Origin of the sequence: Pseudoalteromonas sp. CNC9-20 (assembly GCF_022347875.1) — a bacterium.
In the GTDB taxonomy this organism is placed as follows: Bacteria; Pseudomonadota; Gammaproteobacteria; order Enterobacterales; family Alteromonadaceae; genus Pseudoalteromonas; species Pseudoalteromonas ruthenica.
In genome coordinates this window covers 395,027-417,534 of sequence record NZ_JAKRFS010000001.1, presented here as the reverse complement: position 1 = coordinate 417,534, position 22,508 = coordinate 395,027, and the positions used below count along the sequence as shown (strand labels likewise).

The window sequence follows — 22,508 nt, the reverse complement described above, 5'->3', positions numbered from 1 at the left end:
AGTTCTCTTTATTATCGACGGTAGAATTTAATTTTGTATCAGTCTACGAGTTGCCTTAGTATTGTCAACGCTGCAATGACATTTGAAGTTTACCTATGAGCAATAATTATACATATATCGACACTGAGTTTGATCGTGAGCACATTTGGCACCCCTACACATCAATGCTCAACCCTCTTCCCAATTATCCCGTTACCCATGCTGAGGGAACCCGCATTTATCTACAAAGTGGCGAAGCCTTAATTGATGGTATGGCATCGTGGTGGAGTGCCCTGCACGGCTACAATCACCCCCAGTTAAATGAAGCGCTGCAAAGCCAAAGCAACAATATGAGCCATGTTATGTTTGGCGGTATCACTCACGCGCCAGCAGTTGAACTGTGTAAAAAGTTAGTGGCGATGACCCCCAAAGCGCTCGACAAGGTGTTTCTTGCCGATGGCGGCTCAGTAAGTGTGGAAGTGGCGATAAAAATGGCGGTGCAATATTGGTATAGCCAAGGCCATAAACAAAAGCATAAACTTATGACCCCGCAAAAGGGCTATCACGGCGATACCTTTGCCGCTATGAGTGTGTGCGACCCGGTCAACTCAATGCACAGTATGTATCGCGGATTTTTACCCGAACAAATCTTTGTGCCGCCACCCCGTAGCCGTTTTCATGAACGCTTTGACGCAGAAGAGGCGCACACCCTAGAGCAATACTTTGATAAACATCATCATGAAGTGGCGGCTTTTATCATTGAGCCGATTGTCCAAAATGCCGGCGGTATGAACTTTTATCATCCCGACTATTTAAAAACCGTGCGCCAGTTGTGCGACCGCTACGAGATATTGCTTATTTGCGATGAAATTGCCACTGGTTTTGGCCGCACCGGTACCTTGTTCGCTGTTGAACATGCCGATATAACTCCAGACATTATGTGTGTGGGTAAAGCACTTACCGGTGGTTATATGACCTTAGCCGCAACACTGACCACGAGTCATGTAGCACGCGGTATTTGCGAAGGCGAAGCAGGCGTTTTGATGCACGGCCCCACCTTTATGGGCAACCCGCTGGCCTGCGCCGTGGCCAACAAAAGTCTCGAGTTGTTACTAGATAACAATTGGCAAGGGCAAATAAACGATATTCATCATTGGCTTGGTGCCTTAGAGCGCTGCCGCGAATTAGCCGCCGTGGTTGATGTACGCCGCCTTGGCGCCATTGGTGTAGTTGAGCTCAATAGTGCTGTGGATGTCGCCAAGATCCAGCAGTTCTTTGTCAGCCAAGGAGTGTGGATCCGCCCCTTTGGTAAATTGATTTATCTTATGCCGCCTTTTGTTAGCAGCGAAAACGACATTCAGCGCTTAGCCACGGCAATATACGATGCCATCGCTCAGGGTCACTACTAATGAGGTGGTGACTGTTGCCTCTTTGAGCTGGGAATCACCACAGTTTATAACCAGCTCAAAGAGTTAACTTACTTTTCGCTGAATAATTAGTTTCACTGCGTAGCAATTTTATACCTGCTTGGGCGCGCCAAAGGCCGCTCTTTGCGTGTTACAGCGCAATTATATTCGCACTTAGGACTAGGAATTGGCTTGACCTTTTTGTTAGAGTACCAACCTTTTCAACTAGCAAGTGAAAATATATGCAGCAAACCGTTCAAATACAGCCAGCGGAAACCTTTGTCCCGCCTAGGTTTACCGTGTATCAACACCGTCAAATTGATAAAATTGAAGCCCTACACCAACTACCAGAGCATATGCGCTTTGAGATGAAGGTCGTGGCCAGTGTATTCCCATTCCGCGTAAATAACTTTGTAATTGAAGAATTGATTGATTGGGATAAAGTTCCCAATGATCCGGTATTCCAACTTACGTTCCCTCAGCGTGGTATGTTAGATGACGAGTCGTACGAGCAAATGGCTGCGCTGCATAGAACGGACCCAACCGCTGAACAGGTAATGGAACTGGCACAACAGATCCGTAACAAGCTGAACCCGCACCCTGCCGGGCAAATGGAAAAGAATGTGCCCGAGCTCGATGGTGAGCGCGTTGAAGGCATTCAACACAAATACAAAGAAACCGTGTTATTCTTTCCAGCACAAGGACAATATTGTCACTCTTACTGTACTTTCTGCTTCCGCTGGGCGCAGTTTGTTGGTAAAGCGACACGATTCAATAACAACGATGCGGACTTACTGCATAACTATCTGCGTGAGCACAAAGAGGTTACCGATCTACTCGTAACCGGCGGCGATCCAATGGTGATGCGTACCGTTAAACTTCGTGGCTATCTTGAAAAGCTTAAAGATCCCGAATTTGACCATATTCGCACCATCCGTATCGGCACCAAGTCACTGACTTTCTGGCCATTCCGTTATTTAACCGATCCCGATGCGCAAGACTTGCTCGCCTTAATTAAAGAGCTCGTGGATGCAGGTAAGCACGTTTCTATTATGGCCCATATTAACCATAAGCAAGAGCTGCGCACCGCAGCTACACGCGAAGCGATTGCCCTATTGCGTAAAACCGGCGCGCAAATCCGTACTCAAGCACCACTCCTTAATAACATTAATACCGACCCTAATATGTGGGCGGAAATGTGGAAAGAGCAAACGCAGCTAGGGATGATCCCGTACTACATGTTTATTGAACGTGATACCGGGGCCAAGCGGTACTTTGAATTACCCCTGTATAAAACCTGGGAAACCTTCCGCGAGGCTTATAAACAGGTATCCGGCGTCAGTCGCACCGTGCGCGGCCCATCTATGAGTGCAGGTCCAGGTAAAGTGGAGGTATCTGGTGTCAGCGAGATTGCCGGTGAAAAGGTCTTCGTACTGCGCTTTATTCAAGCTCGCAACCCAGATTGGGTGCAGCGTCCTTTCTTCGCCAAGTATGACGAGAACGCCACATGGCTTAATGACTTAAAGCCGGCATTTGGCGAAGAAAAGTTCTTCTGGGAAGACGAATACAACGCCATGTAATAAAAAAACCGCCCTTGAGGCGGTTTTTTTATCAATATGCATCTAATGGTCATAATCATCATTGGGCGCTTTGCCCAAAAGCCAGTAGGTAATCCCCAGCGCTAAAGTTGTGGCGGCGATACCTATCAGGTAAAGCGGGGTGAGAGTATCAAAATCAAGGATGATCACTTTACGAGCGATAGCCATTAAAGCAGTCGCGACGACAAGCTTGACAGGAAACACGTTGCTGCCTAAATACATCCTAATGTTGATAAATATTTCCACCGCTATCAACACAGCCATAAAGCCACCAAAGGTATAAAAGATGTCATTTACATCTAGTAAAAAGTAAGGTGGCTGCATTAATCGCTCGTAGATAATGTACATAACATCACCGACCCCCCAGAGTATAACTGCCACCATACACAGGGCTAAAACACAAATAGCAAAGCGAATCACTTTGTGTAGCATGCGAAAAAACGCATCGGGATGGTCAACGGGAAGTTCTTGGTGGAGCTCATGCGCTAGTTTAGGTTTTTGGGTGTCATGCTCTACTTGCTTGTTACTCATGAATGCTCCTTGATATGGTCAATTACCACTCAAATTGATAGGCCATTTTCGCTATCGTCCGCAGCGCTACTTTGTGGGTGTTGCGCTGAGCATATAGGTGTTGCATTGCTTTGTCTTTTACCTCGCCAACGATTACCTCTTTGACTTGATAACCGAGCGCATGCGCGGCTTCAATGTAGGCGATAAATTCCCATTTTTTGATATTGGTGTTATCAACAATCACTAACGGAATGCCCTCCGCGAGCGCTTTAATATAACGGGCTAAATTAAGATTGTGATATTCAGGTAACTTGTGCTTATCAAATTGATAGTGGCCATCTTGCACGAAGAAATCGTCGGTACTGCAAATAAAGTATTGGCTAGCATCGCCGGCAACGAGGTCGTCGGCAAGGCTCTGCGCATAGTGGGTTTTACCACTACCTGGCAAGCCGCGTAGGATAAAAGCTTGTTTCATTAACTACTCACTGCGTTTTAACTTAAGATTGCAAGGGTAAAGCTGACACACAAAAACGCTAAAGCAATAAGCGAAAGTGCAGCCAGATGCATCATTTTATTTATATTTCTTGCCCTTATAATGCCACAAACGCAGCAAAGACCACACAGCATTAGCATGATTAAGGCGCTATTTTTCGGTTTGAAGAGCCAATGCTCGCGAATGGGCACGTCGAAATAACGTAATATGCCGTAATCTACATCAGGGCGAGCGTAGTGAATCAATACTAATACCACAACAAAAAGCACCCAGCCTACACCTGCACACCAAGCGACTAATCGAAAAGGGCCCGGTTTATCTCCCCTCAACATGCTAAAGCGTCTCAATAATAAGTTATATATGATTAGTTTAGGTGATATTTTCTACGCTTTTACGTATTTCTGCCCTGATTGAGGCAATTGGCAGTTTTTTTCTCCCTAAATCACGGTTAAGATAGGCCTCTTAACTTTCATCATAATACTGCTGCTGCCAAGGTGCAGCACAGTGGGCAATAGTAATCATTGGAGTGAAAATGAGCCATACAGCAATCGCCGAGCTATTAAAAGGTGCCGTTGCCGTGGACACCCAGGTCAACATTAAAGGTTGGGTGCGCACACGTCGCGATTCTAAAGCAGGTATTTCGTTTCTAGCCGTTCATGACGGTTCGAGTTTTGATCCTATCCAAGCTGTAGTGCCTAATTCGCTCAATAATTATGATGAAGTAACGCGTTTAACGGCCGGCTGCTCGGTAAGCGTAACCGGCAAGCTCGTAGCGTCAGCCGGTAAAGGTCAGGCCTTTGAAATTCAAGCGGACAGCGTCGAAGTAATTGGCTGGGTAGAAAATCCTGACACTTACCCTATGGCAGCAAAGCGCCATAGTATTGAGTACCTACGTGAGCACGCCCACCTGCGTCCACGCACCAACGTGATTGGCGCTGTTACCCGTGTTCGTAACTGCTTATCGCAGGCTATCCACCGCTTTTTCCATGAGCGTGGCTACATGTGGATCAGCACTCCCATCATTACCGCCAGTGACTGCGAAGGTGCTGGTGAAATGTTCCGAGTGTCGACATTGGATATGCAGAACCTACCACGTACTGATAAGGGCGATATTGACTACAGCGAAGACTTTTTCGGTAAAGAAGCATTTTTAACGGTATCAGGCCAGCTCAACGGTGAAACCTATGCCAGCGCAATGTCAAAGATCTACACCTTTGGCCCAACCTTCCGTGCTGAAAACTCTAACACCTCGCGCCACCTTGCAGAGTTCTGGATGGTCGAGCCGGAAGTGGCTTTTGCCGATTTGAACGACATCGCCAAACTTGCCGAGGACATGCTCAAGTATGTATTCGCAGCGGTATTGGAAGAGCGTCGTGATGACATGGAGTTCTTCGCGCAACGTATCGAGAAAACGGCCATCAGTCGTCTTGAAGAATTCGTCAGTAAGGACTTTGCGCAGGTTGATTACACCGACGCTATCGAGATTCTTAAGGCGTGCGGTAAGAAATTTGAATACGCTGTTGAGTGGGGTGTGGATTTACAGTCTGAACATGAGCGTTATCTGGCTGAAGAGCACTTCAAAGCGCCTGTGGTTATCAAAAACTACCCGCGCGATATCAAAGCCTTCTATATGCGCCAGAACGAAGACGGCAAGACGGTGGCAGCGATGGATGTGGTTGCCCCAGGCATTGGCGAGATCATCGGTGGCTCTCAGCGTGAAGAACGTTTAGATGTGCTTGATGCTCGTTTAGAGGAAATGGGCTTAAACAAAGAAGATTATAGCTGGTATCGCGACTTACGCCGCTACGGCACGGTACCTCATTCAGGCTTTGGTTTAGGTTTTGAACGTTTAGTCGCTTACGTGACCGGTATGGGCAATGTCCGTGACGTGATTGCCTTCCCACGCACTAAAGGCAGCGCTACTTACTAATAACGGCGCACGCTATAGACATCAAAAACCCGCTAATTCAGCGGGTTTTTATTTGCGCCTAAGCTGTTGAAACAACATTACCTACAAAAAAGCCCACAACACAAAAACAGTCGCGGGCTTTTTGTAAACTAGTTGCGCTTTAAAGCTTGGCTTCTAACTCAGGTAGAACATCGAATAAATCAGCCACTAATCCATAGTCAGCCACTTGGAAAATCGGTGCCTCTGGGTCTTTGTTGATAGCTACAATGACCTTTGAGTCTTTCATACCTGCCAAATGCTGGATGGCACCACTGATACCCACGGCTATGTATAAGTCAGGAGCGACAATTTTGCCGGTTTGCCCTACTTGCATATCGTTCGGCACAAAGCCCGCGTCTACCGCAGCGCGTGATGCGCCAATAGCCGCACCGAGCTTATCGGCAATACCTTCTAACAGTTTGAAGTTTTCACCATTTTGCATACCTCGGCCGCCGGAAATAACCACATCAGCAGCGGTTAATTCAGGGCGTTCAGACTCAGTTTGCTCTTTAGAGACAAACTCACTGTTCGTTGAGGCCATGCTATTGTCAATCTTTTCGATGCTAGCGCTGCCGTCGCTGCTCACTGCATCAAAGGCACTGGCACGCACAGTAATAACGTGCACAGACTCAAGTGACTTCACCGTCGCAATGGCGTTACCAGCATAAATCGGGCGTTTGAACGTATCAGCGTCGATAACATCAATAATGTCCGATACTTGCGCTTTATCTAATAGCGCTGCAACCCGTGGCATAATGTTTTTACCGGTGGTCGTCGCACTGGCAAATAGATGGCTGTAATCACCCGCTAGGCTCACAATTAAATCAGCGGTGTTTTCAGCTAGTTGGTGTGCATAGTCACTCCTATCAGCGACCAACACACGACTTACACCGCTAAGCTTACTGGCCAGTTCAGCCGCGTCATTAAGGTTCTCACCAACCAGCAACACGTCAACATCAGCGCCTACTTTGTGCGCCGCGCTTAATGTCTTCGCGGTTTCAGGCTTTAGTTCACCGTACTCGTGCTCAGCTACCACTAATGCTTTCATGACACCACCTTTGCTTCATTTTTTAACTTGTTCACTAAGGTTTCAACGTCTTCAACGATTTCACCACCTTGACGCTGAGCGGGCTCTTCCACGCTCACCAACTGCACTCGCGCAGCAAGGTCGACGCCCATATCCGCAGCGCTTTTCACATCTAAAGGTTTGCGTTTTGCTTTCATAATGTTAGGCAATGATGCATAACGGGGCTCGTTGAGACGCAAATCAGTCGTGACAATCGCAGGAAGCGTGAGCGCTACAGTTTGTAAACCACCATCAACTTCACGCGTCACGTTCACTTTGCCATCGTTAATATCCACTTTTGAGGCAAATGTACCCTGCCCCCATCCGCGCAGCGCAGCCAGCATTTGCCCAGTCTGGTTATTGTCCGAGTCGATACTTTGCTTCCCTAAGATAACCAGATCGGGTTGCTGCTCATCAATTAACTTGTCGAGTAGTTTTGCCACATGCAGTGAGTCTAGCTTCTCATCACTTTCGATGTGAATGGCGCTGTCGGCGCCCAGTGCCAGTGCTGTGCGCAACTGCTCTTGCGATGACTTATCACCAATAGTCACAGCAACCACTTCCGTTGCCTTACCTGATTCTTTTAGGCGAATAGCTTCTTCTATGGCGATTTCGCAAAATGGGTTCATCGCCATTTTCACATTCGCCAAATCGACATCGCTGTTATCTGCCTTTACGCGTACTTTGACGTTGTAGTCGATGACACGTTTGATGGGCACTAATACTTTCATATTTGCTCCTGTTGACACGCGAGTGGACGTTCTAAAGCGGCTATAACCTGCGCGGTTACTACTGACACGCCCACACCTGACGTTAACGTAAACTTATTTATTTGATGAAATCAGACTACTTCCTGTTGACGTAAACGTCAACCTAAAATAACCTTGGACAATAACCTTTTGTGTAACGAATAATTTGCATTTCGTAACACCTTATACCGTCATATAAAGCAGGGGATCATTATGGTAGAACGCGAAACCATGGAATTTGACGTGGTCATCGTCGGTGCAGGGCCCAGCGGCCTTGCTAGCGCCATTAAGCTCGCGCAATTAGCACAAGAACAACAACAAGAATTGATGATTTGCGTGGTTGAAAAAGGCTCTGAAGTAGGTGCTCATGTGCTCTCCGGTGCCGTTTTCGAAACTCGCGCACTCGATGAGCTACTCCCTAATTGGCAGGAGTTAGGCGCGCCACTACATACCCAAGTCACCGAAGACGAAATTTTATGGTTCAGTGATGAGCAAAAAGCTAAATCCCTGCCCCACTTTATGGTGCCCAAAACATTTCATAATAATGGCAACTATATCGTCTCTATGGGCAACGTTTGTCGTTTTTTAGCCGAGCAAGCAGAACAATTAGGGGTCGAAATTTTCCCTGGTTTTTCCGCGCACGAACTACTTATTGAAGACGACAGCGTCAAAGGCATCATTACCGGTGATATGGGTCGCGATAAAGAGGGCAATGAAAAGCCTGGGTTTATGCCGGGGATGGAGCTCAGAGCAAAATACACCATTTTCGCAGAGGGCTGCCGTGGCCACTTGGGTAAACAATTGATCAATCAATTTGCCCTTGATAAAGACCGCTCTGTGCAACACTACGGTCTTGGTTTTAAAGAAATCTGGCAAGTAGATGCACAGCAACATCAACAAGGAAAAGTGGTTCATGGCACTGGGTGGCCGCTTAGTGGAGATACCAATGGCGGCGCATTTATGTACCACTGCGAGGATAATCAAGTGGTGGTGGGCCTCATTGTCGACCTTAACTACACCAACCCGCACTTAAGTCCTTTTGATGAATTTCAGCGAATGAAACATCATCCTGTATTCGCTGATGTGCTCAAAGGCGGTAAACGCTTAGCCTACGGCGCGCGTGCTATAGCCAAAGGCGGGTTACATTCGCTACCGAAAATGCACTTCCCAGGCGGCCTACTCGTAGGCTGTGACGCAGGTACGCTGAATTTTGCCAAAATCAAAGGCAATCACACCGCAATGAAATCCGGTATGTTGGCAGCCGAAAGTATTTTTGAGGCAATAAAAGGCGGTGATCAACACACTGATTTGGCGGACTTTGCGCAGCGTTTTGAATCTTCTTGGGTGTATGATGAGCTTTACCGCTCACGCAATTTTGGGCCGGCGATGCACAAATTGGGTAAGTTCTTCGGGGGCGCGTACAACACACTGGACCAAAACCTATTCGCAGGAAAGCTGCCTTTTACCTTTAAGGACAACACCCCTGATTACGCGACCCTACTGAGCAGCTCACAAGCACCGAAAATTGACTACCCAAAGCCAGATGGTGAGCTTAGTTTTGACAAACTCTCATCGGTCTTTTTGTCTAACACCAATCACGAAGAGTCTCAGCCGTGTCACTTACAATTAAAGGATGCTGCGATACCTATTACGGTTAATTTGCCACGCTTTGATGAACCAGCACAGCGCTACTGCCCAGCTGGGGTTTACGAAGTGGATGACAGTGAAGGTGAGGCAAAGTTTGTGATCAATGCGCAAAACTGTGTGCACTGTAAAACCTGTGATATCAAAGATCCTAGCCAAAACATCACCTGGGTCACCCCAGAGGGAGCGGGTGGTCCTAACTACCCTAATATGTAGTTGTTATTAAGTACTTTATCCTAAGTTGCAACTGGGGCGTAAGCCCCTTTTTTATTTATATACACTACACTTGCTGTAACAGGTCGAGCATATTTGGGGAGCTCTATGAGTCAAGATACGGTTACTTTTCGATTTTTAGCCGAGCCTACCGATGTCAATTTCGGTGGTAAGGTCCACGGCGGAGTCGTCATGAAATGGATAGATCAAGCTGGCTATGCCTGTGCCGCAGGTTGGAGCGGTCATTACTGTGTCACGGTATCTGTGGCAGGAGTAAAATTTCGCCGGCCAGTGTTAGTGGGGCAATTAGTTGAAGTTAATGCCTCTATTGCGCATACCGGTAAAACCAGTATGCAAATATTTATACAAGTACGCTGTGGCGACCCCAAGACGCAACACATGGTCGAGACTAACCACTGCGTGATCAGCTTTGTCGCTATGGACCAAGCCGGCTACCCAGTAGAGGTGCCATGCTTTAAGGCAAAAACAGAAGAGCAGAAGCGCCTAGAGGCGTATGCGATTAAAATGAAAGAGATAGCCATCGAAACTGAAACACTTTTACAGAAGACCTGTTAATCGACTATTAATCAATTAGTTAGGTTCCATTCAGGGTGTAATTTTGACATTTACCGGAAAATTTTACACCTTTTTCAGGTCCATACAAAACAGCCGCGCGTTACACTCCTTAAGGCTTTGTAAACAACCCTGCGCTTTTCTGTAACTAACTGAATTATATATTAATAAAACACCTAATTTTAGTTGTTTTAAGACTCTTGGCATGGCCTCTGCTTTGTTAGGCACGAACTAACAAAATGGAGAATCAAGATGAAACACACTAATAAAACTGCTCGCTTTTCCCTTTGCGCTTTAGCTATGGCTTTGACGACAACCACAGCGATGGCGGCTCCTTCAAGTTATGAACCAAGCAGTGAAGTGAACCCTCGTTTCTACACCGGTATCGGTTATGGCCAATACTCATTTGAATTCGACAATGATGACCTAGATACTGAATTTGATGACGATGCCGGTATGCTTGAAGCTTACGTGGGCACACAGCTCAATGATTATTGGAGTTTCGAGCTCGGCTATCACAATTTTGATGAAGTGTCTGATATCGACCAACAAGCAGAACTAGATGGTGTTTCGCTATCAACTAAACTCGCTCTGCCTGTTAGTGAGCGTTTCAAAGTTTACGCAACCGCCGGTTGGCTAGAATGGGATGCAGACTTACGTGCGCAACTTGATGACCTAACCATTGCCACCACGCAGGCCGATGGTGGCGATGTATTTTACGGCGCCGGCGTACAGTTTGCGATGACAGAGCAAGTACGCTTCAATCTTGAGTACGAGCGTTATGAACTAGACGAACAAATTGACCCTGAAATGGACGTCGCGTCTGTTTCGGTTGAATACCTATTCTAATTAGCACAGCACTTTCCCTACTTGTACAAGGGGCCCTGTGCCCCTTGTTTTTACCCGGTGCCATGACTACACTGCGCTCACCTTAATTCGCTGTGTAAAACATTGTGTCGTCCCAGTATCAAATCACCGCCATTGGCCATATTCGCTCTCCGTATAAACAAAAGTTTGCTATCCCGCGACAACCTCGCCTAGTTAGCGCAGCGCGCGCTGATCTTATCTTTACCGATGAATTTAACAAAGAAGAGTTTGTGCGTGGTATTGAGGAGTTTAGCCACCTATGGCTGTTGTTTCGTTTTCATGAAACGGCTGATAAAGGCTATTCACCGTTGGTTCGCCCTCCTCGCTTAGGCGGAAACGCTCGCAAAGGTGTGTTCGCTACGCGAGCGACATTCCGTCCCAACGCCATTGGCATGAGCGCAGTCGAATTGCTCGGTGTGAATTACCAACACGGGCAGCTTAGTCTTCGTTTAGGGGGAATCGACTTACTCGATGGCACCCCGATTATTGATATCAAGCCCTATCTGCCTTATTCCGATGCCATGATGGATGCCAGTGCTGGCTTTGCCGATACCCGGCCACACACCCAGATGAGTGTCAGTTTTTCTGAACAAGCACAAAGTGTTATCGACAACAGCGACCCTGCTTTAGTGCTTGAGCAATTTATCACTCAAGTGCTTCAGCAAGACCCACGGCCAGCGTATAAAAAGAGTCAGGCTGGGGTGCAGCACTATGGCATGACCTTGTATGATTTTAATATTCGCTGGCAAGTAGACGGTGAGCACAATCATGTTCTCGAAATTTGCCCGCTTTAGCGCTTTGCCCTGCGCCCGAGCGCTGCTAAACTAGCGCTCTTACCTATTAATCATTAAACAAAAAACGGAATATTCATGCGTACCAGTCAGTATTTACTTGCGACCCTGAAAGAGACGCCCTCAGATGCCGAGGTGGTGAGCCACCAGCTCATGCTTCGTGCGGGCATGATCCGCAAACTCGCCTCCGGCCTATACACTTGGCTGCCTTCCGGCGTTAAAGTGCTGAAAAAAGTTGAAAACATTGTTCGTGAGGAAATGAATAAGGCTGGCGCCATTGAGATGCTCATGCCCATCATTCAACCTGCTGAGTTGTGGCAGGAGTCGGGCCGTTGGGAACAATATGGTCCTGAGCTTTTGCGTATTGAAGACCGTCATAAACGCCCTTTTGCGTTAGGACCTACCCACGAAGAAGTGATCACTGATTGCGTACGTAAAGAAATTAGTAGCTACAAACAGCTGCCAATCACCTTATACCAAGTACAGACCAAAGTGCGCGATGAAATTCGTCCTCGTTTTGGCATCATGCGCTCGCGCGAGTTCGTCATGAAAGACGCTTACTCGTTCCATCTAAGTGACGAGTGTTTAGCGCAAACGTATGAAAAGCTACACCAAGCATATTGCAATATTTTCGACCGTTTAGGCTTAGATTACCGCCCAGTTCTTGCAGACACCGGTTCCATTGGTGGTAATTTGTCTCATGAATTCCACGTATTGGCCGAATCCGGTGAAGATGCTATCGCCTTCAGTGATGGCAGTGATTATGCCGCAAATATCGAAAAGGCAGAGGCAAAAGCCCCGAGCGAAGCCCGTCCTGAGCCCAGCAAAGAATTGCAAAAGTTCGATACCCCGAAAGCAAAAACCATTGCTGAACTTAAAGAGCATTACGGCGTTAAGCCGCACCGTGGTGTGAAAACTTTATTTGTTTACGGCGAAGCAGACGAGCAAGAGCAACGCCCACTGGTTGCTTTAGTACTGCGTGGCGATCATGAGCTCAACGAACTCAAAGCAGAGAAGCTTGAAGGCGTGCAGGCACCACTGGAAATGGCGAGCGAAGCGGACATTGTTAAAACAGTAGGCGCTCGTCCTGGCTCTTTAGGCCCTGTTGGCTTAAATACAGCGATTATTGTTGACCGCTCAGCGGCGGTGATGGCGGATTTTGTCGCCGGTGCCAACGAAGATAATGTGCACTTCAGTGGCATCAACTGGGATCGCGACGTCAATGACTACCAAGTTGCGGATATTCGTAACGTGGTTGATGGCGATCCGAGCCCTTGTGGTAGCGGTACTTTGAGTATTAAACGAGGGATTGAAGTTGGTCATATCTTCCAGCTTGGCACCAAGTATTCCGAGGCTATGAAAGCCGGGGTATTGGCAGAAAGTGGTAAAAACCAGACCATGACTATGGGCTGTTACGGTATCGGTGTATCCCGTATCGTTGCCGCTGCCATCGAGCAAAACAATGATAAATACGGCATTATTTGGCCGAAAAATATCGCTCCATACGAACTGGCTATCGTGCCCATGAATATGCACAAGTCACATCGTATCCCTGATATTGCTGAGCGCTTTTACAGCGAATTGCAACAAGCTGGCGTTGATGTACTCTTTGACGACCGCAAAGAGCGCCCTGGCGTCATGTTTAACGATATGGAACTACTGGGTGTGCCACTGACCTTAGTGATTGGTGAGCGTAACCTCGATAATGATCAAGTAGAGCTTAAAAACCGCCGTACAGGTGAAAAGCAGTTGCTGGATATTGATGGTGCGGTAGCCGCCATTGTTGCCGAGCTTGCTAAAGCATAAACGAAAAAAGCCAGTCGAGAGACTGGCTTTTTTATTACTGGTATTTGCGGAAAAACTCCCACGCGTCAACTTTTGATCCGTTATCCAATACACAAAAGCTGCTCTTGCCTTGGGGCTGATGCTCAACAAGGTATTGCCCGCCCTGATCAACACAGAATTTTGCAGCGGGATTACTCATATCCACAGGCAGTTGTTGCGTTAATGGCTCGTCTTGGCAACCGCTAAGCGCAGCTGTTAACACGATACACAGCCCAGCTAAACGATACTTCATGTTGCTCTCCTATTACGCTCTACGCGTTTATCCTCGTTACACCCAAGTTTTATGGTCGACGAGGCACTGCTAAAACATCGCCAAAATGACCGGTTCTTGGCAAAGCGTAAAGCCTGTTAAAGCGAATAAATCATTGCTTTGCTGTCATATTGGCTCATTGTCTCCCAGCACTTGCTTACCAAGGCTGGCTGAAGGTCGCAATAATAATCAGGCTCATACCGTTAGACAAGCAGATCCGATAGTTGTCACGGATTGTTCTTTTTTTAGTCTTTTTTTTGTCATCGCTACGCTCTAGCCTCACTATTATTACGCTGCGAGTCACACCATTATGAAACAACGTAAAACCACCCATTACCCGGCCGTATTTATCTCCGATATTCATTTAGGTTGCAAAGATTGTAAAGCCGACTATTTACTCGACTTCTTAGCCCATATTCAGTGCGATACACTTTATTTAGTGGGCGATATTATTGATTTATGGTCAATGAAAAGGCGGTTCTTTTGGCATTCCAGTCACTACCATGTACTGCAAGCACTGCAGGAGAAAGTAAAAGCAGGCACTCGGGTCATTTACGTACCAGGTAATCACGATGAAACCTTTCGTAAGTATGATAAAGAGCTGCTCATGGGCGTGGAAGTACACCGGCAATTTGTGCATACCACAGGTAATGGTAAGCGCTTTGTTATCTTGCACGGTGATGACTTTGATTCTGCAACGCGTTACAGCAAACTGATCAGTATTATCGGCGACGCCGCCTATGACTTTTTGCTGTTTTTAAATCGCTGGCATAATCGAGTGCGCCGCCTTTTTGGTGGCCGCTATTGGTCTTTAGCAGCGTGGTTAAAATCTCGTGTACACAAGGCCCAACAAGCGATTACTGCATTTGAAGATGCGGCCATTCACGAGGCCAAGCGCCGAGGCTATGACGGCATTGTCTGTGGTCATATTCACCAACCCAAGCTACGTGTCAGTGATGGTATTATTTACTGTAACGATGGCGACTGGATAGAGAACTGTAGCGCCTTGGTAGAGAATCATCAGGGCCGTATTGAGCTTTTGCACTGGTCAGACACTCAGCATGTGATGGCTTCAAACCCATTAAGCGAAGTGAATAGCAAGGCAGCATAAATTCATTACATGGCTGTAGGCATTATTCAACGACACGTCCAAGGTTGATTAATTTATTCACAGCTATTGCTATAAATCTAACCATCTAGCCTCTGTAAGGCGCGATTTGGTTGCATATTGAGCTTATTTCACGTACTAATAACTGCTCACTATAACGACAATAATGGAAGTGAATCTATGTCTGATGAGCAGATACCCACGCCACCGACTTCGGCGGCTGGGGATTCAAAATTGGATACCGCCTTTTTCGGTCATCCCAAAGGGCTACAAACCCTGTTTTTCACAGAAATGTGGGAGCGCATGAGTTACTACGGCATGCGTGCCATGTTAGTGCTGTTTATGACCGCATCGCTGCAAGAGGAAGGTTTGGCCTTCACGGTAGCGTCTGCTGCGGCAATTTACGGCCTCTATACCGGTGCAGTCTACTTCCTTGGCTTACCCGGTGGTTGGATCTCAGATCGCCTGTTAGGCGGTCAGCGAACTGTCTGGTATGGCGGTATCGTTATTATGATCGGCCATATTATCCTCGCAATTCCCCACCCTAGTTCGTTCTTTATCGGCTTAATATTTGTTGCTACCGGCACCGGTTTATTAAAACCAAACATCAGTGCCATGGTAGGTCAGCTGTATAAAACCGAAGATGAGCGTCGCGACAGTGGCTACGCGATTTATTACATGGGCATCAACCTCGGCTCTATGATTGGCTACGGTGTATGTGGCTACTTTATGGAAAATGTCGGTTGGCACTGGGCCTTTGGTGCAGCAGCCGTGGGCATGGCCATCGGTTTAGTGCAGTACCGCCTGACTCAAGGCAGCATTCGCGGCATCAATGATAAGCCAGCAAACCCACTGTCGACCAAGGGCGCATCGCTTGCTTGGACTGTCATTGGCGCATCAATTGCGATGGTCGCACTGACTGTTTACGCGGCACACAATGGCTGGTTGGTCATTGACCCGGTCGCTTTAGCGGGCTCGGTAGCCATCGTCTTTACCATCACCTTTTTCATTTACTTTGGCTACATCTACTTTTTAGGTGAGCTGACAGACGATGAAAAGCAGCGCATGTGGGCACTATTCTTAGTCTGTGTGGCCTCAGCGTGTTTTTGGTCAGGGTTCGAACAGGCTGGTTCGTCCTTGAACTTGTTCGCTCGCGATTACACCGACCGTATGCTGGGTTCTTTTGAGATCCCGACAGCATGGTTCCAGTCAGCGAACTCATTTTTCATCATCATATTGTCGCCATTTTTTGCAGCACTGTGGATTAACCTCGCTAAACGCATGATCACGCCATCGTACAGCGTTAAATGTGCCGTGGGTCTTATCATTATGGCAACTGGCTTTTTAGTCATGTTCTTTGCCGCGCAATATGCTGCTGATGGCCTGAAAGTCGCACCTTATTGGCTTATTACCACTTACTTCCTACATACAGTAGGTGAGCTATGCCTAAGCCCAGTCGCACTCAGTGCGGTAAGCCGCTTGTCGCCAGCACGTTATGTGGGCCAAATGATGGGCGTATTTGTTCTTACCTACTCCATTGGTAATATTATCTCTGGCTTACTAGCTGGTAGCTTTGACCCAGAAAACGTTCAAGAAATCCCTGGCCTGTACATGCAAATAGCCTTGTTCAGTATTGGTGTAGGTATTATCTTGGTATTGTTTAACTTCAAAGCGAAGTATTGGGAGCGTGCGGGCCAAAATGCCCCAGAAGTTCCTGAACCAAACCCAAGCGAACAACCTGCAGAACAAAAGATTTAATACTAAATCACCACTACAAACGGCCCTTAATAGGGCCGTTTTTATTTCAACACCACACTCTTTGGCTAAAAAAAGAACATCATTTAGCTAGTTATTCTAATTAGTACGACCAAAGTTGGATTGCTATAACAATTTTTGGCATAAGTATGAATTACCTTGCCAAATTCTGTATGATTGCCACGTTTTTATGCAGTTCAAAGGTAGTATCTATGAGTTCCTCTCAACATGTGCTCGGCGGTGAAGGCACCACCACAGCACCGGCGTGGTCTCGCCACGATACCCATTGGGTATTAAGTTTATTTGGCACCGCAGTCGGTGCAGGTATTTTATTCTTACCCATTAATGTCGGCCTCGGCGGCTTTTGGCCCCTCATCATTATGGCCTGTGCCGCATTCCCAATGACCTACCTCGCGCACCGAGGCTTAGCACGCTTTGTGTTATCGTCTAAACACGACGACAGTGACTTCACTGATGTGGTGCAAGAACACTTCGGTGCTGGCGCTGGCAGATTAATCTCACTGCTGTATTTTCTATCTATTTTCCCTATCTTACTTATTTACGGAGTCGGCCTGACCAACACCGTGAATGACTTTATCGTGCATCAACTGGGCTTTGCACAGCCACCTCGTGCGCTACTGTCCGGCGTATTGGTGGCAGCCATGGTGGCCGTGATGCTCGGAGGCGAAAAGCTAATGCTGCGCGCCTTTGCCATCCTGGTTTACCCTTTAGTTGCGGTACTGTTTGGTTTATCTCTGTATTTAATTCCACACTGGCAGGTCCCCAGTACAGATATCGCCCAAGCACCGCAGTTTATTGAGAACTTATGGCTGGCCGTGCCTGTTATCGTATTTTCTTTTAGTCATGCTGCGGCGATCTCCAGCTTTGCCAACGCACAGCGTCGTCATTATGGCCAAAGTGCACGTGTAAAGTCTGACAAAATCCTCAAGTACACTGCAATTATGCTGATAAGTTTTGTACTTCTTTTTGTATTTTCATGTGTTTTTGCGCTAAGTGCTGAACAGCTTGAAGCCGCGAAGGAAGACAATATTTCCGTGCTCTCTTATCTTGCTAATACCTATGACAACCCTCTTTTGGCCTATGTTGGCCCCTTGGTGGCCTTTATTGCCATCACCTCGTCATTTTTTGGTCACTTCTTAGGAGCGCGCGAGAGCTTTAATGGTTTGGCGGTTAAGCATTCGAAGTTAAGTTATCAGGGGGCGGATAAGCTAGGTGTTGCCTTGATGTTTGTGGCGATTTGGGTTTGCGCCATCTATAACCCCAGTATTTTGGATATGATGGGGGCGATTTCAGGTCCAATTATCGCGATGATCTTATTTATTATGCCGATGATTGCAGTGTACAAAGTCCCTTCCCTTGCACGTTACAAAGGCAAGCTCAGTACGTACTTTGTGTTACTTGTAGGTGTACTGGCGGTTTCTGCGCTTCTGTATAACTTGATAGGTTAGTTATTTGCAGCGGCAACCATGACGGCTGCCGCTGACTCCCTGTAAACCTTTTATATCTGTATCTAGAAAGCGGAACGCTTAAAGGTTTAGGGATTTACGCGTAACGAGAAAGAGACTCGATAAACACAGTATGCTGCCCACGGCCATCATTCCTATGTTGATAAACCCAGGGGGTTCAACAAATAAGAATAGCTTCACCGCAGCAAATGACAGTAAAGAGATCCCCACAGTCCCCACTAACAGCCCTAGTCCTTGTCCTTTCATCTATATCTTTCCTTCTTTTATCTCTATGCACTTTATCTACATTGAAACTGAGCGTATAGCGCTAAATGTGCGGCTCTGCTTAGTTTGATTGTTTTCTTGAACGTTTAAGGTTGTCTTTAAACTCTTTCCATCCAGAACAAAGCTCTCCACCGGCCTTGGCACACTCATTGAGCACTTCCTCGGCTTTTTGCTCATCCACGGCAACACCTTTGCCATCTCGATAGGCTTCATATACGTAGTACATAGCGGTTAAATTGCCATTGTCAGCGCCCTGCTGATAATAATCGAACGCCTTTTCAGGATTCTTGTCGCCAAAATTTCCCTCTTCATATAATTTTGCATAAAAATAGAACGCGGTTGTGTTTCCGTTTTCGATAGCTTTATTGAGCCAATAGTGCGATTTGTCATAATCTGGCTTTAACCCTAGAGCAAAAAGCCAACCAGAGCGAGCCATAGCTTGTGCATCCCCCTGTTTAGCTTTCTCCAGTTGGATATCAAGATTACTATCGTCTTTGCCAAACAACGTGGCTTTCAGTGAGTTATCAGTTTTCACTTGTTGAGCATAAGATGCGGTGCTACTGATAATCCCCAGCAAGACTATTAACGTTAGTTTTTTCATAACAATCCTTATTTATAGAAAACGAATCATCGATGAGATGATAATGCCAACAACGCCCAATAAAACGGCAATACGTATATGAAACAGCATCGGCAGTGCCTGTTTTGTTGAGCGCTCAAGCGATACCGGATAGTTCTTATGGGTAAGCGCTAATAACAGCGCTTGACCATTGATGGCCATATTGCTCACTGCAATAGTCGGGCCTTCGTCGGTTATAAAGGTTAATGACACCACATGTGGGCGTTTAATTTTGCGTCGAGACCAGCCAATGGAATAGCTATCTACTACGTAATAATTCCATCTTGCCTCTATCGACTGGACTTGCTCCTTTGCTACCTTACGCGCTTTTTTGTCTGCAAACAGCAGTGCCGGGAGTTGTAAATACTGCTCGTCAACCACAATATCGCTTTGAGGTGATTGGGCGATAAAGTAATACTGATTACATAAATGGGCTCGAACCAGCCAATAACTCAGGTAGGTCAGTGCTAAAAGAACACACCCTGCGATCCAGTTTTGGGATGAGCTCACAACGCCTATAGTTATAAGCAAACCAATTGCGACCGCAATATATACAGTCTTACGTTGACTGTTTGGCAGTGGCATCGCAAAGCGCGACACGCTATGGCTTAAGAGTATCTCGCCAGGAGAAGTATGGCGATAGAAAATATCAGCCACAGTGTCTTTGCTGGCTACAGCGGCTTTGTGCCCCTTTTTACTCGCTGCCCCCTTACTACGTATGGTGCAGTCAATGCCTGTGTCCGCGAGTATACGCTTGATCAGTTCATCTTGGCCTCTAAAGTCGAAGCGCTCCACTTGGGTGCTATGCTCAGATGAAAAGGTAATCATTAACTCGTTTTTAGCGTGCCCACACGTAAGCACAAGCTCATTGAGCGATGACAGCGCAATACGCTTTACGCTAAAGGTTATCATCCCGATGCCAAACAACTTTAGTTGGCTGCGAATTAGCAGAGCGTCGTTATCGAGTATAAAGCGCCGCTGATAAGCCGCAAGCAACAAGGTAAACAGCGTGTTTATTACAACTGACTCAATATCACCGCTAACGATAGCTAGGACGACTAACAGTGAAAAGAAGCCAGCTAAAATGGTCGCTATCCACTCCCGCAACGATTTTATCTGTAATCCTTGGCTCATTTTTATTCCTTTTTATGACCGAGCTTTGATTTGATTTAGTTTAAGCTTTTCTGCTCGTTTAAATTTTGCAGGTATTCCATGAGGTTGAGAGTTTGTTCAGTGATGTCTTTTTTAAGATACCCTGCGGGCAAAGAAAAGGCCGACGGCTCTACGGCCCCCCATTTGTGCTTTTGTAGTGTCAATACATAGCCGCTATCAAGATCCTCTATGCGACTAGGAAGCGCATCGTGATCATAGGTAAATAAACGCAGTAATTCATCGACGTTGTCGGCCATTAACCCCAGTCCTGACTGAGGAATTTGCATCTGCTGCTCTAAACGAGTTTTGAGCCAATCAAGCTCGGAGGCACTAAGTCGCGATTGCTCAGTCTGCACACGATATACCACAACCTCATCACGTACTCCTTGGTATTGCTGTGTATTTATTTGAGAGAAAGTGGCCGCACTGGGGTCGTTGCTAGGGTCGAGCATCATCTTCCATAACTGCTGCTCACTCTTGCCCATTCTCTCGGCCATAGCTTTAAGTTGGCGACTGGCATTTTCATAAAAAGGCTGAAAGTCGCGAAACAAGATCTGCTTGTGGCTATGAATAAGCACATACTGGCCCTCGCCTTGCCGGGTGATTTGCGATAACTGCATATCGGGCAAGCGGTAATGGTTGGCAATGGCCGAATTGGATATATGTAACACCGCTTCACCGCGCTCACTGGTGTGGCGGTTGTCTACTTGATAAACGAGGGTAAGTGACCGGGCTGAAGCAGAGCTGGCTACCATCGCCAGCCATACCAATAATAAGCGCATAAATATCGTCCACTGATAAAGCAATCCTTTGAATAATGGACGATATTAGCAAACTAGGCTGCCAAGTAAAGCGCCGCTAAGGGCGCATGGCTGAAAAAACCCTTTACCTATTTTCCTTCGCCGCTACCGTGAATATGGGTGAAGATATGACTAACTTGCGCATTACTTTGCGGTCCGCTATAGCCATGACAAGCAAAACAATTAGCAGCGGGTTGCAGGCTACTTTTACCACTGTAACTCAACTCACCAAATCCTTGCTGAGCATTGGTCTCCATGGTGGTATTGGCAAGTTGAATAGAGCCTCGTTGATTCTCAAGGCTGCTGGATTGACTGGTATCACTGACCCACAATGCCCCAACTAACTTGTACTGGCTGAGTACCTGGAGTTCACTGCTATTAGGCAAGGCGGCAAAGCTGCTTTGTAACTGCTTATTAATGGTAGTGATATTAGCGCGATTTTTTGTCGCTTGATTATCCCCTTCACGTGTACCTTGTGCGTAGACTTGGCAAATTTCTGTTGGCGTGCCAGTTAAGGGGGTGCTGCCGGAGATATCCGCTGTTTTATTGAAGTCACAGCCCGCTTTCGGGTTAGGTAGGGAGCTTGCGCATTGGCTACTGGCAAAACTCCACCCTTGCGACGTTTGTGGCTTAGTTTGACAGTCAGGAGCGTTGCTACGGTGCTCGAACGTAGCCCAAATAAACTCTGGGTGCAGCGCCGTACTTTTTACTAAATGAAAACCCACCATACCGTAAATCTCGTCGCTCTCAAGCTTGCCGTTGGCGTTAGTATCAGATTGGATCCACACATAGTCGCTTTTCTCTTGTTCGCTGATCTTGCGCCAAGACGACTTTATCTCCGTCGTGCCAGCAGGCAGCGTTGTCGAGGTTGATGCAACATTACACATGTCTTTATTAAAGCGAGCCTCGTAGAGAACGACGTTACCTTGTTGGTCATAAATAACTGCGTCGTTGAGCGCCTGGTTGGTGCCGCTAGGCAAAGTGAAATCACTGCTGCTAGTGTGGCTGTCTTTCTGCGTGCGAATAAAGAGCTTTGACGCAACGGTGTTTGTTGCACAGGAGTTTTGTTCAGTCCCCAAAAACACGGGATATTGGCCGGAATCAAGGAAATTGCGTGTCGATTGTGGCGCTGCCATTAGATTGATAAACCACTGCCAAGAAAATTGATAAAACTGGCATAGGTTCTCACCATCCCCCGGTATTTCTGCCGGTGGGTTACTGGGGTTGGTAACCCATTGCTGACTGGCCTTGCAAAACAGCGGATCACCGCTTTGGATTTCATCAGCCACTGGGGTCGCATTGTTACAGCCACTAAGCACCAGCGCGATGCTGGTCGCCAAGATGAGCGGTTGGGTAAGATTCATGACGGTTCCTTCTATACCATTTAGCGT

21 protein-coding genes are annotated in these 22,508 nt (G+C 47.0%); 11 read left to right on the top strand and 10 right to left on the bottom strand.

Features of this window, described 5'->3' with window-relative positions; all coding sequences use genetic code 11:
* Positions 1 to 95: 95 nt before the first annotated feature.
* Positions 96 to 1,388, top strand: coding sequence for an adenosylmethionine--8-amino-7-oxononanoate transaminase (gene bioA / locus MHM89_RS01875; RefSeq protein WP_239407939.1), 1,293 nt, complete (start codon positions 96 to 98; stop codon positions 1,386 to 1,388).
* 239 nt (positions 1,389 to 1,627) lie between these two features.
* Positions 1,628 to 2,965, top strand: coding sequence for a lysine 2,3-aminomutase (locus MHM89_RS01870; protein ID WP_022946578.1), 1,338 nt, complete (start codon positions 1,628 to 1,630; stop codon positions 2,963 to 2,965).
* 42 nt (positions 2,966 to 3,007) lie between these two features.
* Here the strand turns inward: MHM89_RS01870 and MHM89_RS01865 are convergent, their stop codons facing one another.
* Together MHM89_RS01865 and MHM89_RS01860 are read right to left on the bottom strand one after the other, a co-directional pair.
* On the bottom strand, positions 3,008 to 3,514 hold the full coding sequence (locus tag MHM89_RS01865) for a phosphate-starvation-inducible PsiE family protein (protein WP_045978320.1): 507 nt from the start codon (positions 3,512 to 3,514) through the stop codon (positions 3,008 to 3,010).
* Positions 3,515 to 3,536: 22 nt separating this feature from the next.
* A complete protein-coding gene (locus MHM89_RS01860) occupies positions 3,537 to 3,968 on the bottom strand; it encodes an ATP-binding protein (RefSeq protein WP_022946577.1) in 432 nt (143 codons plus the stop codon).
* Between the two features lie 550 nt (positions 3,969 to 4,518).
* Between MHM89_RS01860 and asnS the strand changes: the two genes are divergently transcribed.
* On the top strand, positions 4,519 to 5,916 hold the full coding sequence (gene asnS / locus MHM89_RS01855) for an asparagine--tRNA ligase (protein ID WP_130147800.1): 1,398 nt from the start codon (positions 4,519 to 4,521) through the stop codon (positions 5,914 to 5,916).
* A 139-nt stretch (positions 5,917 to 6,055) separates the two neighbouring features.
* On the opposite strand, the gene MHM89_RS01850 is transcribed toward asnS, so the two are convergent.
* Positions 6,056 to 6,982, bottom strand: a complete 927-nt coding sequence (locus tag MHM89_RS01850; protein WP_239407938.1) for an FAD-binding protein — start codon at positions 6,980 to 6,982, stop codon at positions 6,056 to 6,058.
* The gene (locus MHM89_RS01845; RefSeq protein WP_022946574.1) at positions 6,979 to 7,731 is read right to left on the bottom strand and encodes an electron transfer flavoprotein subunit beta/FixA family protein; all 753 of its coding nucleotides are present in this window, start codon (positions 7,729 to 7,731) and stop codon (positions 6,979 to 6,981) included. The genes MHM89_RS01850 and MHM89_RS01845 overlap by 4 nt, the downstream gene beginning before the upstream one ends.
* A gap of 231 nt (positions 7,732 to 7,962) precedes the next feature.
* On the opposite strand from MHM89_RS01845, the gene MHM89_RS01840 reads away from it, so the two are divergent.
* The 5 genes from MHM89_RS01840 (at position 7,963) to MHM89_RS01820 (ending at position 13,643) form a co-directional block, all read left to right on the top strand.
* A complete protein-coding gene (locus MHM89_RS01840; protein WP_239407937.1) occupies positions 7,963 to 9,609 on the top strand; it encodes an electron transfer flavoprotein-ubiquinone oxidoreductase in 1,647 nt (548 codons plus the stop codon).
* A 105-nt stretch (positions 9,610 to 9,714) separates the two neighbouring features.
* Positions 9,715 to 10,182, top strand: a complete 468-nt coding sequence (locus tag MHM89_RS01835; RefSeq protein WP_022946572.1) for an acyl-CoA thioesterase — start codon at positions 9,715 to 9,717, stop codon at positions 10,180 to 10,182.
* 249 nt (positions 10,183 to 10,431) lie between these two features.
* A complete protein-coding gene (locus MHM89_RS01830; protein ID WP_045978324.1) occupies positions 10,432 to 11,028 on the top strand; it encodes an outer membrane beta-barrel protein in 597 nt (198 codons plus the stop codon).
* 104 nt (positions 11,029 to 11,132) lie between these two features.
* Positions 11,133 to 11,840, top strand: a complete 708-nt coding sequence (gene tsaA, locus MHM89_RS01825; RefSeq protein ID WP_152440796.1) for a tRNA (N6-threonylcarbamoyladenosine(37)-N6)-methyltransferase TrmO — start codon at positions 11,133 to 11,135, stop codon at positions 11,838 to 11,840.
* Between the two features lie 75 nt (positions 11,841 to 11,915).
* Positions 11,916 to 13,643 (top strand): proline--tRNA ligase, encoded by a 1,728-nt coding sequence (locus tag MHM89_RS01820; protein WP_138547341.1) that lies wholly within the window; start codon positions 11,916 to 11,918, stop codon positions 13,641 to 13,643.
* A gap of 34 nt (positions 13,644 to 13,677) precedes the next feature.
* Here MHM89_RS01820 and MHM89_RS01815 read toward each other — a convergent pair whose 3' ends face one another.
* Entirely contained in the window at positions 13,678 to 13,914 is a 237-nt protein-coding gene (locus tag MHM89_RS01815) for a DUF333 domain-containing protein (RefSeq protein ID WP_239407936.1), read from the bottom strand.
* A 328-nt stretch (positions 13,915 to 14,242) separates the two neighbouring features.
* On the opposite strand from MHM89_RS01815, the gene MHM89_RS01810 reads away from it, so the two are divergent.
* The 3 genes from MHM89_RS01810 to MHM89_RS01800 all read left to right on the top strand — a co-directional run bounded on the left by MHM89_RS01810 (position 14,243) and on the right by MHM89_RS01800 (position 18,264).
* On the top strand, positions 14,243 to 15,043 hold the full coding sequence (locus MHM89_RS01810; protein WP_022946567.1) for a UDP-2,3-diacylglucosamine diphosphatase: 801 nt from the start codon (positions 14,243 to 14,245) through the stop codon (positions 15,041 to 15,043).
* 177 nt (positions 15,044 to 15,220) lie between these two features.
* Positions 15,221 to 16,798 (top strand): peptide MFS transporter, encoded by a 1,578-nt coding sequence (locus tag MHM89_RS01805; RefSeq protein WP_022946566.1) that lies wholly within the window; start codon positions 15,221 to 15,223, stop codon positions 16,796 to 16,798.
* A 209-nt stretch (positions 16,799 to 17,007) separates the two neighbouring features.
* Positions 17,008 to 18,264 carry an aromatic amino acid transport family protein gene (locus MHM89_RS01800; protein WP_239407935.1) on the top strand — a complete coding sequence of 419 codons (1,257 nt, stop codon included), beginning with the start codon at positions 17,008 to 17,010 and terminating at the stop codon, positions 18,262 to 18,264.
* A 78-nt stretch (positions 18,265 to 18,342) separates the two neighbouring features.
* Here MHM89_RS01800 and MHM89_RS01795 read toward each other — a convergent pair whose 3' ends face one another.
* From MHM89_RS01795 to MHM89_RS01775, 5 genes are all read right to left on the bottom strand, one after another.
* Positions 18,343 to 18,528, bottom strand: a complete 186-nt coding sequence (locus tag MHM89_RS01795; protein WP_045978329.1) for a hypothetical protein — start codon at positions 18,526 to 18,528, stop codon at positions 18,343 to 18,345.
* A 79-nt stretch (positions 18,529 to 18,607) separates the two neighbouring features.
* Entirely contained in the window at positions 18,608 to 19,147 is a 540-nt protein-coding gene (locus tag MHM89_RS01790; RefSeq protein ID WP_239407934.1) for a tetratricopeptide repeat protein, read from the bottom strand.
* A gap of 12 nt (positions 19,148 to 19,159) precedes the next feature.
* Positions 19,160 to 20,299 (bottom strand): hypothetical protein, encoded by a 1,140-nt coding sequence (locus tag MHM89_RS01785; RefSeq protein WP_239407933.1) that lies wholly within the window; start codon positions 20,297 to 20,299, stop codon positions 19,160 to 19,162.
* Positions 20,300 to 20,334: 35 nt separating this feature from the next.
* A complete protein-coding gene (locus tag MHM89_RS01780; RefSeq protein ID WP_239407932.1) occupies positions 20,335 to 21,099 on the bottom strand; it encodes a hypothetical protein in 765 nt (254 codons plus the stop codon).
* Between the two features lie 107 nt (positions 21,100 to 21,206).
* Positions 21,207 to 22,481 carry a hypothetical protein gene (locus tag MHM89_RS01775; RefSeq protein ID WP_239407931.1) on the bottom strand — a complete coding sequence of 425 codons (1,275 nt, stop codon included), beginning with the start codon at positions 22,479 to 22,481 and terminating at the stop codon, positions 21,207 to 21,209.
* Positions 22,482 to 22,508 lie beyond the last annotated feature (27 nt).